The organism is Streptomyces fuscigenes (assembly GCF_021556455.1).
In the GTDB taxonomy this organism is placed as follows: Bacteria; Actinomycetota; Actinomycetes; order Streptomycetales; family Streptomycetaceae; genus Streptomyces; species Streptomyces fuscigenes.
Genome location: NZ_JAKGCV010000117.1, coordinates 1 through 13,542, shown reverse-complemented (window position 1 = coordinate 13,542; position 13,542 = coordinate 1). Strand labels below are relative to the sequence as shown.

Here is a 13,542-nt window from a genome sequence, read left to right as displayed (position 1 = left end):
CGAGGTCGTGGTGGCGGCGCGGGCCGCCGCCCCGCACCGCCCCCGCGACGAGGACGCTCAGGGCCGTCAGGACGGTGAGCGCGGCGAAACCCACCCACAGCGCGGTTCTCCGGGACGGGCGGCGGCCACCCGCCGGCGGGGCGCCGTGGACGGCGGCCGGCGGGCGGGAACCGCGCACGGGGGGCAGGTGGACAGCGGGCATGGGAGCCTCCGGCACCGGGGGAGTGGGACGGGCGCACGCGGCTGGCGCGTACGCACTCCACCCTGGTCGCCGGCCGTCTCCGCCGGGTGTGCACGGGCCGTCGGCCGGCGCTCGAAGGCGTATCAGGCGTCGAGCGCGTATCAGGTGTGCGGCGTCCCGGGCCCTGACGGGGCGTTCGGCGGCAGCCGGAGCGTGGCGCACGCCCCGCCGCCCGGAGCGTCGGTGAAGACGAGTTCGGCGCCGAGCACGCGGGCCTGGCCCAGCGCGAGCGTCAGCCCGAGGCCATGGCCGCGGCCCCGCTCGTCCGTGCCGGTGCGAAAGCGCTGCGGCCCCTCGGCGAGCAGGGCCGCGGGGAAGCCGGGGCCGTGGTCGCGCACGACGACGGTACGGCCCTCGACGGCGACCTCCACCGGGGCCGCCCCGTGCCGGTGGGCGTTGGTCACGAGGTTGGTGACGATCCGGTCCACCCGGCGCGGATCGGTGCCCACGGTCGCGGCCCGCACGGCGGTGAAGGACACGTCGAGCCCGCAGCGTGCCACCGACTCCGCGACCATCTCCGCCAGCGGTACGGGCACCGGGTCCGCGGCCTCCGCCCCCGCGTCGAGCCGCGATATCTCCAGCAGATCCTCGACGAGGACGCGCAGCACCGCGACCCGGTCGCGGACCATGTCCGTGGCCCGGGACTCGGGCAGCAGCCCGGCGGAGGTCACGAGCCCCATGAGCGGTGTGCGCAGTTCGTGCGCGACGTCGGCGGTGAAGCGCTGCTCGCGCACCAGGCGGTCCTGCAGGCTGTCGGCCATCTCGTCGACGGACGCGGACAGGCCGGTGATCTCGTCGCCCCGCGAACGGCGGCTTCCCGCAGCGGTGTTCCGGGCCCCGAGATCGCCGTCCGCGATCCGCCGGGCCGTGCGCGCCACCCGGCGCAGCCTGCGGTTGGGCAGTTCGGCGAGGAGCACGGACAGCGGCACGACGATCGCGAGGACTCCCAGTGACGCCTTCCACATGTGCCGGTCCAGCGCCTCGCGCGTCAGCAGATCCGGTGTCATGTCGACGTACGACACGAAGACGCGCCCGTCGTCGGTTCTCGCGGCCCACATGCGCGGGGCGGAGGGAGGACGGTTCTCGTACCACGTCCCCTCGCCGTCCTCCCGCACCCGGCGGGCGAGCGGTGGGGGCATCACGGCCGGATCCTGCAGACCCCGCGCGTCACCGCCCCCGCGGTACGCGTCGACCTGCCGGCCGAGGTCGGTGAGGGCCCGGCTGCCCCCGTCGTTCATGGAGCGGGCCAGCGTGCTGTCGTGCACCAGCAGCCCGACCGCGAGGGCGACGGCGCAGGCAGACACGGCGACGAGCGCCGCGATCCGCCAGCGCAGGGAACGCCAGTCGAGCAGGCCGAGGATCGTACGGATCGCCCCTCCCACGACGTCAGCGCCTGAGCTTGTAGCCGAAACCGCGGACGGTCTCGATGCGGTCGGTCCCGATCTTGCGGCGCAGCCGCTGGACGCAGAGGTCGACGACGCGGCTGTCCCCGTCCCACCCGTAGTCCCACACCTCGCGCAGCAGTGTCCTGCGGTCCAGCACGACGCCCGGGTGCGCCGCGAACTCGAGGAGCAGGCGCAGTTCGGTGGGTGCGAGGGCCACGGGCTCGCCCGCCCGGGCCACGTCGAGTCCCGCCGTGTCGACGGTCAGGTCGCCGAACGTGAGCAGCGCGGACGTGCCGGCCGCGGCGGGACCGCCTTCGGGTCCGGGCGATCCGGCCGGGCCGGCCGCCGCCCGGCCGCCCCCGGGCGCCCGTGGCGCGGATTCGGCCGAGGAGAAGGTGGCGCGCCGCAGCAGCGAGCGGATCCGGGCCACGAGCACCGGCGTCTCGACGGGCTTGACGACGTAGTCGTCGGCGCCGGCCTCCAGGCCCGACACGACGTCCAGGGCGTCGCCGCGCGCCGACATCATGAGGATCGGGACGAGGCTGGACTCGCGCACGCGCCGGCACAGGCCGATGCCGTCGAGCTCGGGCAGCATCACGTCCAGCAGCAGCAGGTCGTGGTCCTGCCCGCGGAAGAGTTCGAGGCCGGTCAGCCCGTCGGCGGCCGAGGTGACGCGGTAGCCGTAGCGTTCGAGGGCCATCGCGACCGCGGTGCGGATCACCTCGTCGTCCTCGACGAGCAGGACGGTGACGGGTGCGGACGGTCCGGGGGCTGTCGCGGATGGAACGGTCATGACTCCTCATCGGTGCGCGTGCCGTGGCGGCGTGCGGCGCCGCGGCGTCCGGTCCCCCGCGGGACGCCCGCCCACGCGGGACGCCCGCCCACGCGGGACGCCCGCCCACGCGGGACGCCCGCCCACGCGGGACGCCCGCCCACGCGGGACGCCCGCCCACGCGGGGCGCCGCCCGGGCAAAGGCGCGGCGCGTCCGGCCGCCTCCGGTCCCGGCCGTGGTGGTACGGGACCGGCTGCGCCCTGCCATGATGCCTGCCGCCGTGTATCAGCCACGTATCGGTCGCCGCACCGATGGGACTCGGAGCGGGCCCTGCCGGCACCGGGCCGCCCCCGGGAGCGGGCCCGCGCCGGGAGCGCGCCGGCCCCCGGCGCCCGTCAGGCACGGGACACGGCCCGGCGCGCGACAGGGCTCAGAGCAGGACCGGCGTGAGGTCGGGTCCGCCGCCGTCCCGGGTGCCGCCCGCGGAGGCGTCCGCGGAGGCGTCCTCGTGGGCGTCCTCGTAGGCGTTCTCGTCGAAGGGATAGAGCGGTCGGGCCACCTTGTGGTGCCCGAGCCGCAGCAGGTCCTGGTCCACGCCGCCCGGCGTCAGCGCGAGCAGCCAGTCGCCGGCCATGTCGTACAGCTCCGGCTCCAGGTAGCCGATCTTCACGACCACCAGGTCGAACTCCCGGGGATCGATGCCGAGCCCGCCCTCGGCGGGGCCCGTGAAGTCCGCCAGCGTGTGGAACGGCTTGCGGCGCCCGGTCACGACGACCGTGAGCCCGCCGCGGGTGATCGCGGCCATGTCGCAGCCGCGGTCGTACGCGCCGCCCTCGGCGCCGTCCGCCCTGTCGGCCGCGCGCTGCAGCGCGGTGACCGTGCCCGTCAGCTCGTACGGGCCGCCCTGCGAGGTGTCGACCTTGTTGCCGATGCCGAGCGTGACCTCGGCCCCGATGCCCGCTTCGAAGCAGGCCGCCACCGCGGCCGGGTCCATGATCCCCGGATGCACGGCGGTCACCTTCCCCGAGGCGATCTCCTCGCGCTCCAGCAGCTCGCCGAGCATGTACGCGAGGTCGCCGGCCCCGCCGGCCGTCGGGTTGTCGCCCGAGTCGGATATCAGGAAGGGGCGCCGGTCGGAGGCCACCGCGCGCTCGATGCACTCCCGCGCCGTGCCGGTCGGGCCGACGAAGACGAAGTCGCGCCGCGCGTCCCAGTACGCGCGCGCCAGCGACTCGGCCTCGGCGCGGGCGAGTTCGGGGTCGTCGCCCGTCACCACGACGGCGGCGCGGCAGCGCGCCTGGTCGGCCCAGGCGTAGCCGACCCAGATCGCGGCGTCCACGATGCCGGGCTTCGCCTCGATCCCGGGCAGCCGCCCGTACAGGCCCTTCGCGGGCTCCAGCCGGGTGCTGGTCTTCTCGCCGGGCAGCAGGACCGGCACCTGCACCCAGGCGCGGTGCGGGCGCCGCCGGTCCTCGGGCAGCGCGAGCCGCTCGACGAGCTTGCGGGCGGCGCGCTCGCGGGTGTCCCAGGCGTCCTCGTGGGGCGCCATGCGGTGCGCGGTGAGCAGGTCGAGCGGCTCGGCGAAGCGGCGCGAGACGTTGCCGTGCAGGTCCATCGCGGCGGAGGCCAGCGGACGCCCGTGCTCCGGGTCGTCCGGCGTCCCGGCGAAGTCGAGGGCCGCGCGCACGGCCTCCGTGAGGTCGCCCTCCGCGTCGTCCAGCCCGATGACGCTCATCGCGCCGTGCAGGTCGTAGACCATGCCGTCGAGCGGCCCCGCGGCGCGGATGCGCTCCACCAGCTCGTCCTTGAGCAGCAGGTACGACGCGGCCTCGACGGGCCCGCCGGGCAGTGCGGTCGCGTGCAGCAGCGGTACCCACTCCACGAGCGCAGCCAGGTCGCAGTCGGGCCGCGTCCACGTGTAGCGGTCCAGGAGCTCCTGGCCCCGGGTCTGCCGGAAGTCGTCGGCGGTGGAGCGGTGCGGGCAGAAGGTCGAGGACTCGATGCCGATGCCGCCGATCGCTATGCGAAGGCGGCGAGTGGGGGTGGCGGTCGACATGGTGGTGCTCTCCGGTGCTGGTCGGAAGGTGGCGGTGCCAGGGACTGGGTGGGATCGGTGGGATCGATCGGTGGTTCGGTGGGATCGGTGGTTCGGTGGGGCCGGACGGGTTCGCGTTCTCGGCCGGCGTCCGGGCGGCGTTCGGGCGGCCGAGGCACCGGGCGGATCGGCCGGGCGGCCCCGCGCGTGGGGAAGCGTCAGTGCCCGGGCGCGTGCGGCAGCGCCTGGCGCAGGACGGTGAGCCCAGCGCCGAGCAGCCCGGCGTCGCGCCCGGCGGCCGTGGTGGTGATCTCCAGGCCGGCCGTGGCCATCGGCAGGCAGCGCTCGTACAGCACTCCGCGCACCGAGGCGACCAGCGGTTCCGCGGCGGCGAGCGCCCCGCCGAGGACGACGGCCTGCGGGTTGAAGAAGTTCACGACGACGCTCAGCACGCTCCCGATGTGCCGGCCGGCCGCGCGCACCAGCGTCGTCGCGTACGGGTCGCCGTCGGCGACGAGTCGCAGGAGATCGGTGGTGCCGTCCACGGCCGGGCCCTGAAGGGCCAGTTCGCGCTGGAGGGCCGCGCCGCTCGCGACCGTCTCCAGGCAGCCGATGTTGCCGCACGAGCAGGGCCGCTCCTCGGCCGCGTCGACGCGGACGTGGCTGATGTCGCCCGCCGCCCCGTTGGCCCCGCGGTAGGGCCGGCCGGCCGAGATCACGCCGCAGCCGATGCCGCGGCCCACCTTGACGACGACGAGGTGCTCCAGGTCCCGGCGCGCGGTGAGGTGCTCCCCGACGGCCATCAGTGTGGCGTCGTTGTCGACGGTGACCGGCATGCCGAGCCGCTGCGAGAGCACACCGCCGAGCGGGTAGCGGTGCCAGCCGGGCATCCGGGAGGGGGTCTGCACGCGGCCCTGCGCGTCGACAGGGCCGGGGAAGGCCACGCCGGCCCCCGCGACGGTGCGGCCCTGCTCGCGCTCACGCCGGGCGGCGGCACCCAGTCGCTCCACCAGCCACTCGACGGCGGGTTCGGGGCCGGCGGTCAGGTCGTGGTGCTGGTCGTCCACGTCCGTGACGGAGCCGTCGAGGCGTACCGTCCCGATGCGGCCGTGGTGCGAGCCGAGGTCCGCCGCCACGCACACGTCGTCGCGCTGGCGCACCCGCAGCAGGCGCGGGCGCCGGCCGCCGCGCGAGGCGCCCTCGCCGGACTCGGTCAGCAGCCCGGCCGCCACCAGTTCCTGGACGCGCAGGGAGACCGTCGACGCGGCAAGGCCGAGTTCGCGCACCAGGTCGGCCCGCGAGGAGGCCGCCCCCGAGGACACCATGCGGATGATGTCCTTGGTCGAGCCGCTGTCGGTCATGGTGTCCCCTGTCGTGGTTCGAACCCGTCTTGCTTCGAAATCCGAATGAAGTTGCCGCGGTCTCGATGCAAGTTACCGACTTGCGTCGCACTTTCGCCACAGTCGGGGAAAGATTTTTCGGCAACCGTGAAGCAGAAACCGGTACATATACGCTCAAGCTTAGGTAGTAGTTGTCGGTGACGTGCATCAAAGGGTCTTGACTTACTTTTCGAAGCAGACCTAACTTTCTTCCATTCCTGGCCGAACATCCCGTCGGCCCTCTCGCCCGTCCCGATGGAGGCCCCCTACATGCGCCCAGGGCGTTCACCAGCGCGGTTCCGCGTCGTCGCCGCAGCGGTCGCGGCCGTGCTCGCCGCAGTGCTCTCGGGCTGCACGCAGCAGAGCGGCAGGATCGTCCCGGCCCCCGCAGGCGCGGCGCCGGTCGAGGGCGGCACGGTCACCATGGCGCTGCCGCCCGCCGCCACACCGAACTGGATCTTCCCCATCGGACCTCCCGGATTCAGCGCGACCTACAACTCCTCGCTGCAGCAGCTCTTCTTCATGCCGGTGTACGACGCCGTCCAGCAGGGCAGCGACCTCGTTCCGACCGGCCCGGGCACGCTCGGCGAGAAGCCGGTGTACAGCGACGGCGACAAGACCGTGACCGTGCCGCTGCGCCGTGACATCACCTGGTCCGACGGAACGCCCGTCACCGCCAGGGACATCGAGTTCTGGTTCGACCTGGTGAAGGCCGACAAGGCCGACTGGGCCAGCTACACGGTCGGCACCATGCCGGACGACGTGAAGAAGTTCGAGGTGGTGAACGACCACACGGTCAGGCTGCACCTCGACCGCTCGTACAACCCCGACTGGTTCACCGCCAACCAGCTCACCCTGATGCGCGCGCTCCCGCAGCAGGCCTGGGACGCGAAGAGCGACGGCGGGAAGATCGGCGACTGGGACCGGACCACCGCGGGCGCCAAGGCGGTGTTCGCCCGGCTGACGGCCCACGCCAGGAACCTCGGCTCGTACGGCAGCGATCCGCTGTGGCAGACGGTGGACGGCCCCTGGAAGATAGCGGCCTGGCAGGACACCGGGCAGGTCACCATCGTGCCCAACCCCAAGTACACGGGCACCCAGCACCCGCACCTGGACAAGGTGGTCTTCAAGCCCTTCACCACCGCGGACTCCGAGTACAACGTCATGCGCTCCGGCGGTGTCGACTACGGCTACATACCGCCGTCCGTGCTCGCGCAGAAGGCGCGGTTCGAATCCCGCGGCTACCGGATCTCCTCGTGGACGGGCTGGGCGGTCAGCTACATCGTCTACAACTTCCACTCCACCCACGCGGGCCCGGAGATGAACCAGCTCTACATACGCCAGGCCATGCAGCACCTGGTCGACCAGAACGGCATGAGCGACGTCGTGTGGCAGGGCAGCGCCAAACCCACGCTGGGCCCCGTGCCCGCCTTCCCCAAGACGCAGTACCTGTCGCCGCGGATGGCCGAGAACCCCTACCCCTACGACGTCGACGCGGCGCGCGCACTGCTCACGTCCCACGGCTGGAGCGACCGCGACGGCACCGCGGTGTGCACCCGGCCCGGCACCGGGTCCACCGAGTGCGGCGCCGGGATCAAGAAGAACGCGCCCCTGAACCTGACCCTGCTCTCGCAGTCGGGCTCCACCGAGACGACGAACATGATGCAGGTCCTCAAGTCCTCCCTGAGCCGGGCCGGCATCGACCTGACCGTGCGCCAGCAGCCGCTCAACTCGGTGCTCGGCAACTCCGTGGCCTGCAAGGCGACCGATCCGGGCTGCGACTGGGACATGTCCTTCTTCGGAACGGCGGGCAGCTGGTACTTCCCGCTGAACCCGAGCGGCGAGGAGCTGTTCTCCACCGGCGCATCCGCCAACTTCGGCAACTACTCCTCCCCGGAGGCCGACAAGCTGATCCACGCGGTCCTGTACTCCTCCGACCAGGACGCGATGCACGCCTACGGCGAGTACCTGAGCGAGCAACTGCCGGTGATGTGGATGCCCAACCCCGCCTACCAGGTCTCCGTCATCCGGGGCGACCTGCGCGGAGTCCGGCAGAACCCGACCGCCACGTTCTCCCCGCAGAGCTGGTACTACGTCAAGAAGGGGGCCGACCAGTGACCGGCTTTCTCGTCAAGCGCCTGCTCCAGGCGCTGGTTGTCCTCTTCCTCGTCACGATCATCGTGTTCCTGCTCCTGCACTCGCTGCCGGGCGGTCCCGCGCGGGCCATCCTCGGCCCGAAGGGCACACCGCAGCAGATCGCGCACTTCAACGAGGTGCAGGGGTACGACGACCCGCTCCCGGTCCAGTACGCGGACTACCTCGTCCGCCTCGTCCACGGCGACCTCGGCCAGTCGTACAAGCTCAACGAGTCGGTCAGCTCGCTGCTCGGCCAGCGGCTGCCCAAGACCCTGATCCTCACGGTCCTTTCGACCGTGGTCGCGGTGGTCGTCGCCGTGCCGCTCGGCCTCCTGCAGGCCGTGCGCCGCGGCAGGCCGGCCGACTACATCCTCACGGCGCTGGCGTTCCTCGCGTACGCCACCCCGGTGTTCTTCCTCGGCCTGATCTTCATCATCGTCTTCAGCCAGGCGATCCCGCTCTTCCCGGCCGAGGCGCCGCAGGGCACGTCGATCGGCTCGATCTTCAGCGGCTTCTCCGGCATGGTGCTGCCCATCGTCACCATGGCGTTCGGCATCATCGCCATGTTCAGCCGCTACATGCGCTCCGCGACCCTCGACAACCTGACCGAGGAGTACGTGCGCACCGCGACGGCCAAGGGGCAGTCCAGCCGCCGCATCCTCGCCCGCCACGTCCTGCGCAACGCGCTGATCCCGCTGGTCACCCTCCTCGGCCTGTACCTGCCGACGCTGTTCAGCGGCGCACTGGTCGTCGAGTCCATGTTCAACTACCCGGGAATGGGGCTGCTGTTCTGGAACGCGGCCCAGGGCAGCGACTTCCCCGTCCTGCTCGGTGTGACGCTGGTCGTCGGTGTCGCGACCGTCGTCGGGTCGCTGGTGACCGACATCGTCTACGCCCTCCTCGACCCCCGCATCCGGAGCGTGTCATGAGCGTGATCTCTCCCGCCGTCGCCCCCGGGCACGAGGAAGCGGCCCAGGCCACGCCCTCGCTGGCCCGGCGCACCGTCCAGGTCTTCACCCGCAACAAGCTCGCGCTCGCCGGTGTGGTCGTCCTCGCCCTGCTCCTGCTGTTCTGCTACGTGGGACCGCTCGTCCACCCCACCGACCAGGTCCACACCGACCTCTCGCAGGCGAACCTGGCGCCCGGCTCCGCGGGTCACCTGCTGGGCACCACGGACCTCGGCTACGACCTGGTGGGCCGCCTCATGGTGGCCGGGCAGTCCTCCCTGGAGGTGGGTCTCGCGGCCGGAGTGCTCGCGACCGTCTTCGGCACCGTCTGGGGCGCGGTCTCCGGCTACTTCGGCGGCTGGGTCGACGCGGCCATGATGCGCGTCACGGACGCCGCGCTCGCCATCCCCGCCATGTTCCTGCTCGTGGTGGTCTCCGCGATCATCACGCCCAGCAAGACCGTGCTGATCCTGATCATCGCGGCCGTCGCCTGGCTCTCGCCCGCCCGCCTGGTGCGCGGCGAGGCGCTGTCCCTGCGCGACCGCGAGTACGTGCAGGCGATGCGGATGATGGGCGGCGGCGGGGCGCGCGCGGTGTTCCGCCACATCGTCCCGAACGCCATCGGCACGGTCATCGTCAACGCGACCTTCCAGGTGGCCGACGCGATCCTCTACGTCAGCTACCTCGCGTTCCTCGGGCTGTCCATCCCGCCGCCCGCCACGGACTGGGGCTCGATGCTCTCCTCCGGCATCACCTACACGCAGAACGGCTACTGGTGGCTGATCTTCCCGGCCGGCATCGCGATCGTCCTCGTCGTCGGCGCCTTCAACTTCATCGGCGACGGCCTCCGGGACGCCTTCGAAGTACGGCTGCAGAAGAAGTGACGACGCAGAAGGGACCCGGCCCCATGCCCGTTCACCGCGACCGTGCGACCCGCGTCGGGCCCGGCCGAACCCCCGCATTCCGCGCCACCGCATTCCGCGCCACCGCGTTCCGCGCCACCGCGTTCCGCGCCACCGCGTTCCGCGCCACCGCCCTAAGGACCCAGTCATGAGCGAACCCCTGCTCAGCGTCGACGACCTGCACGTCGAGATAGCGAGCCGCGAGAGGACCGTCCACGCGCTGGCCGGCGTCAGCCTCGACCTGGCGCCCGGCGAGGCCCTCGGCGTCGTCGGCGAGTCGGGCTCCGGCAAGACCATGACGGCGCTCGGCGTGCTCGGGCTGCTGCCGAGCGGCGGCTCCATCACCCGCGGGAGCGTCCGCTTCGACGGCGAGGACCTCGTCGCCGGGGGCGAGAAGCGGCTGCAGGACGTGCGCGGCAACACCATCGGTGTCGTCTTCCAGGATCCGCTGACCTCCCTCAACCCCACGATGACGATCGGCGCGCAGGTCGCCGAACCGCTTCTGCTGCACCGCGACATCAGCAAGAAGGAGGCGTTCGCGCGCGCCCAGGAGATGCTGGGCCTCGTCGGCATGCCCCAGCCCGCCGAGCGGATGCGGAACTACCCGCACCAGCTCTCCGGCGGCATGCGGCAGCGCGTCGCCATCGCGATGGCGCTCGTGTGCGAGCCCAAGCTGCTGATAGCCGACGAGCCGACCACCGCGCTCGACGTCACCACGCAGCACCAGATCCTGGAGCTCGTCGACGACCTGCGCTCGCGCCTCGGCATGGCGATGATCCTGGTCACCCACGACCTCGGCGTCATCGCCAACCGCGTCGACCGGGTCGCCGTCATGTACGCCGGAAAGATCGCCGAACGGGCCGGTGTGCGCTCGCTGTTCCGCGCGCCCCGCCACCGCTACACCGAGGCGCTGTTCTCGGCGCTGCCGGAGAAGGCGGTCGTCGGCGCCACCGAGCTGCGGACCATCCCCGGCCTGCCGCCGAACCTGGCGCTCCCGCAGCACGGCTGCCGCTTCGCCGCGCGCTGCGCGTTCGCCACCGACGCCTGCCGCGAGACGGAGCCGGAACTCCTCGGCGACGATCACGCGTTCGCCTGCTTCCACCCCGTACCGCCCCAGCAGGCGGACCCGCTCGCCGACGTGGTGCCCGGCGAGGAACGGCATGCTCCCGCCCTCGCCTCCGGCACGCCGCTGCTGGAGATCGCCGGGCTGCGCAAGGACTTCCCGCTCAGCGGCGGCCCGTTCGCGCGCAGCCGCGGCACGGTCAGCGCGGTCGGCGGGGTGAACCTGACCGTCCGCAAGGGCGAGACGTTCGGCGTGGTCGGGGAGTCGGGCTGCGGCAAGACGACCATCGGACGCATGGTCGCCGGCCTGGAGGACCCGACCTCCGGATCCATCACCTTCGAGGGCCAGGACCTCGCGACGATGTCGAGGTCCCGGCGCCGCGCCCACCGCCGCAGGATCCAGCTGATGTTCCAGGACTCCACCGCCGCCATGGACCCGCGCATGCGCGTCGGCGCGATCCTGCGCGAGCCACTCGTCATCCAGGGCGTCGGCGACCGGGCCGAGCAGGAGAGGATCGTGGCCGAGCTGCTCGACGCCGTGGGGCTGCCGCGCGGCGCGGTGGACCGCTGCCCGCACGAGTTCTCCGGCGGGCAGCGCCAGCGCCTCGGCCTCGCCCGGGCCCTGACCCTCTCGCCGGAGCTGATCGTCGCCGACGAGCCGGTCTCCGCGCTCGACGTCTCCGTACAGGCGCAGATCCTCAACCTCATGCGGGACCTGCAGCGTGACCGGGGACTGACGTACCTGTTCATCTCCCACGACCTCGCGGTGATCCGCTACCTCGCCGACACCGTCGGCGTGATGTACCTCGGCAAGCTGGTCGAGTGCGGCCCCGCCGACGAGGTGTACGAGCACCCGCTGCACCCCTACACCCGGGGCCTGCTCGACACGGTCAACGTGCCGGACCCGGAGCGACTCGACGACACGAGGAAGCCGCTCGGCGGGGAGACGCCGTCCGCGGCCGCCCCGCCGTCCGGCTGCCGCTTCCGTACGCGCTGCCCCCTCGCGCAGGACATCTGCGCGCGGGCCGAACCCGCCGTCACCACCCCGCTCGGCGGCACGCACCAGGTGGCGTGCCACTTCCCTCTGGTGGAGGGGACGCGGGCGGCCGCCGCCTGAGCCGGTGACCGGGCCGGGCGCCGGACCGTGCGGGTGCGGGCCCGGCCGTCCGGACGTCGCTGCCGTGCGCGGCCGGCCCCCGCGTCAGGACCCCGGCCCGCCGGCCCCCGTGGGGCAGGAGGTGCCCGAGCCGGTACCGGACGGCGCGCCGCCGCGTCCGCCCGCCCAGCCGGGCGGCACCGCACCGCTCGCGACCAGGCCGTCCGCGTCCCGCACCCCCCAGTCGGCGAGCACCCCGGCACCGTCCGCGCCGACCGGCCCCGGCGCGGCCGCGGTGCGGGTCGGCGTCGCGGAGAACCGCGGCGCGGGGGAGGGCACGTCGCCGCCGTCCACCCGGTCGTGGGTGCCCCGCGCGGCCAGGTGCGGATCGCGCACGGCCTCCGCCCAGTCGAGGACGGGTGAGGCGCACGCGTCCGATCCCTCGAAGACGCGCTCCCATTCGCCGCGGGTACGGGACTTGAACGCCTCGGTGAACGCCGCGCGCATCGCGGGCCAGCGCTCCGGCTCGTACTGGTCCCCGGCCCACTCGGGCAGCCCGAGCAGCTCCACCAGTCGCGCGAAGAACTGCGGTTCCAGCGCACCCACCGCGAACCAGCCGCCGTCCGAGGTCTCGTAGACGTCGTAGAACGGCCGGCCCGTGTCGAGCAGGTTCGTGCCGCGCTCGTCGCGCCAGCCGTGGTGGCGGCGCTGCGCCCACACCATCGACGACAGGTGCGTGAGGCCGTCCACGATCGCCGCGTCCACGACCTGGCCCTCGCCGGTGGCCGTCGCGTGGTGCAGTGCGGACAGGATGCCGACCAGCAGGTACATCGACCCGCCGCCGAAGTCGCCGAGCAGGTTCACCGGCACCTGCGGCGGGCCCCCGGCCCGGCCGATGGCCGACAACGCCCCGGTCAGCGAGATGTAGTTGATGTCGTGCCCGGCCGTGGTGGCCCGGGGGCCCGACTGACCCCAGCCGGTCATCCGCCCGTACACCAGGCGGGGGTTGCGGGCGAGCGCCGCCTCCGGGCCCACACCCAGCCGCTCGGCCACCCCGGGCCGGTAGGCCTCGATCAGCACGTCCGCCCGTTCCGCGAGACGCAGCACCGCCTCGGCGCCGCCGGGGTGCTTGAGGTCGACCACCACCGAGCGCCGCCCCCGGTCGAGTCCGTCGGTGACCAGCGAGGGCACCGGCCGGTCCACCCGCACGACGTCGGCCCCGAGCTCCGCGAGGGTCATGGCGGCCATCGGCGCGGGTCCGATCCCCGCCAGTTCGATCACGCGGACGCCGGCGAGGGGGCCCCCGGTCGTGCGCGCCGGAGCGTCGTCCCGGGCGCCGTGCGGCGCACCGGGCCCCGGCCGCGGCGACGGCGCGGGGGGAGTGGCCGGGAAGGGTGCGCGCGGGCCGGTGGGGTTGCGGTCGCTGTCGTCGCTCACGAGGCCTCCGTCGTCGTGCGGCGCACCGGACGCCTGGGGGCGCCCGGCGCGGACCCGTGCGGGATCCGGGTTCCGGGCCGATCGTACGAGCCGCCGGTGCGGCCGGGGCCGGCCGCCCGGCCGCCGGCCGCCGCGCCACCGGCGCGCGG

Annotated in this window: 9 protein-coding genes; 4 read left to right on the top strand and 5 right to left on the bottom strand. The window is 73.5% G+C overall.

Features of this window, described 5'->3' with window-relative positions; genetic code table 11:
- Positions 1 to 342: 342 nt before the first annotated feature.
- From L1885_RS12570 to L1885_RS12555, 4 genes are all read right to left on the bottom strand, one after another.
- Positions 343 to 1,611, bottom strand: coding sequence for an ATP-binding protein (locus L1885_RS12570; protein ID WP_235797155.1), 1,269 nt, complete (start codon positions 1,609 to 1,611; stop codon positions 343 to 345).
- Positions 1,612 to 1,627: 16 nt separating this feature from the next.
- The gene (gene cseB, locus L1885_RS12565) at positions 1,628 to 2,419 is read right to left on the bottom strand and encodes a two-component system response regulator CseB (RefSeq protein WP_235797153.1); all 792 of its coding nucleotides are present in this window, start codon (positions 2,417 to 2,419) and stop codon (positions 1,628 to 1,630) included.
- Between the two features lie 410 nt (positions 2,420 to 2,829).
- Entirely contained in the window at positions 2,830 to 4,455 is a 1,626-nt protein-coding gene (locus L1885_RS12560; protein ID WP_235797152.1) for a M81 family metallopeptidase, read from the bottom strand.
- 197 nt (positions 4,456 to 4,652) lie between these two features.
- Positions 4,653 to 5,795: an ROK family transcriptional regulator gene (locus L1885_RS12555; RefSeq protein WP_235797151.1), complete on the bottom strand. Its 1,143-nt coding sequence runs from the start codon at positions 5,793 to 5,795 to the stop codon at positions 4,653 to 4,655.
- A gap of 288 nt (positions 5,796 to 6,083) precedes the next feature.
- Here L1885_RS12555 and L1885_RS12550 point away from each other — a divergent pair, with 288 nt between their 5' ends.
- The 4 genes from L1885_RS12550 to L1885_RS12535 all read left to right on the top strand — a co-directional run bounded on the left by L1885_RS12550 (position 6,084) and on the right by L1885_RS12535 (position 11,977).
- On the top strand, positions 6,084 to 7,931 hold the full coding sequence (locus tag L1885_RS12550; protein WP_235797150.1) for a peptide ABC transporter substrate-binding protein: 1,848 nt from the start codon (positions 6,084 to 6,086) through the stop codon (positions 7,929 to 7,931).
- Positions 7,928 to 8,878 (top strand): ABC transporter permease, encoded by a 951-nt coding sequence (locus L1885_RS12545; RefSeq protein WP_235797149.1) that lies wholly within the window; start codon positions 7,928 to 7,930, stop codon positions 8,876 to 8,878. Before L1885_RS12550 ends, L1885_RS12545 begins: the two co-directional genes overlap by 4 nt.
- Entirely contained in the window at positions 8,875 to 9,780 is a 906-nt protein-coding gene (locus L1885_RS12540) for an ABC transporter permease (RefSeq protein ID WP_235797148.1), read from the top strand. The genes L1885_RS12545 and L1885_RS12540 overlap by 4 nt, the downstream gene beginning before the upstream one ends.
- Positions 9,781 to 9,946: 166 nt before the next feature.
- Positions 9,947 to 11,977 carry a dipeptide ABC transporter ATP-binding protein gene (locus L1885_RS12535; RefSeq protein ID WP_235797147.1) on the top strand — a complete coding sequence of 677 codons (2,031 nt, stop codon included), beginning with the start codon at positions 9,947 to 9,949 and terminating at the stop codon, positions 11,975 to 11,977.
- An 84-nt stretch (positions 11,978 to 12,061) separates the two neighbouring features.
- Here the strand turns inward: L1885_RS12535 and L1885_RS12530 are convergent, their stop codons facing one another.
- The gene (locus L1885_RS12530) at positions 12,062 to 13,393 is read right to left on the bottom strand and encodes a CaiB/BaiF CoA transferase family protein (RefSeq protein ID WP_308117317.1); all 1,332 of its coding nucleotides are present in this window, start codon (positions 13,391 to 13,393) and stop codon (positions 12,062 to 12,064) included.
- Between the last annotated feature and the right edge of the window lie 149 nt (positions 13,394 to 13,542).